The sequence below is a fragment of the Camelimonas fluminis genome, from assembly GCF_014656355.1.
In the GTDB taxonomy this organism is placed as follows: Bacteria; Pseudomonadota; Alphaproteobacteria; order Rhizobiales; family Beijerinckiaceae; genus Camelimonas; species Camelimonas fluminis.
In genome coordinates, this window is sequence record NZ_BNCG01000155.1 from 1 (window position 1) to 837 (window position 837).

Here is an 837-nt window from a genome sequence, read left to right on the forward strand (position 1 = left end):
CGCCATCCTGTGACGCGGTAGCCGGCGGCCCTGAGTTTCATTTCAAGTTCCAGGCGCTTGCACTTCGCTGCCCGGCGGTTGGCATACTGTTCGGCTTCGAGGCGCTTCATCGGATGGCCTCCTACGCGTGCGCCCGCACGAGGGGCGGTCAGATCACTCCAACCGCGTCGAGATACAGCTGAAGAATTGCTTCGCGCTCCTGCCGCACGTTTCGGTCCATGCGACGGATTTTCATCATTTGCTTGAACGCTAGAACGTCAAAGCCACGCGCCTTCAGTTCCGCGTAAAGCTCTTTCCGGTCCGATTGCTTCTCTTCAATTTCGTCATCGATATTGTCGGCGCGGCTGACGAACTGTTTAAGCTCTTCAACGGCCACGCCTGTATCAGCAACATCGGAAATTGCGTGTTCGGTCATTGGGTTGCTTCCCCCATCAGCGCCTTGACTTGCGCCAGGCGCGCTTCAATCCGTTCCATGCCAGCAGGACGCGAAGCCGCGCCCATCTGGCGAGCCATTTCCAGCTCATGGGTTAGCCCCTCGATTTCTGATTGCAGGTCGCGGATCGCGTAGTTGGTCAGCGCAAGACGCAGGTTGTTGTCGAAGCGCTTCAGGCGGTCCCTCGCGAGGTTGTAGAGGGTGCCGGGCAAGACGCCGAGACGACGCGCAAGACGTTCTCTCGCTTGGGTTCTGGTCCCGCCGTGGCGGAAGTGTTCCCGCCGTTCAAGCTGGCCGGCCAACTCCCGCGCCTGCTCAAGCGTGGTGGCGTCAGTCATCGCCGCCTCCGGTGGATGATTTATCCAAGATTTGTGGATGAACCGTCTCTGCATGCCGTGCTCCTT

Annotated in this window: 2 protein-coding genes; both read right to left on the reverse strand. The window is 59.6% G+C overall.

Annotated elements, in window-relative coordinates; genetic code table 11:
* Nucleotides 1-148 precede the first annotated feature (148 nt).
* The gene (locus IE243_RS22915) at nt 149-415 is read right to left on the reverse strand and encodes a DUF2312 domain-containing protein (RefSeq protein ID WP_191321580.1); all 267 of its coding nucleotides are present in this window, start codon (nt 413-415) and stop codon (nt 149-151) included.
* A partial coding sequence (locus tag IE243_RS22920) for a hypothetical protein (protein ID WP_210319973.1) occupies nt 412-837 on the reverse strand: 426 nt, incomplete at its 5' end. The genes IE243_RS22915 and IE243_RS22920, both read right to left, overlap by 4 nt.

What these genes read in the sequence shown, in the direction of transcription:
- IE243_RS22915 (WP_191321580.1), bottom strand. Translation starts at nt 415, where the DNA reads ATGACCGAACACGCAATTTCCGATGTTGCTGATACAGGCGTGGCCGTT.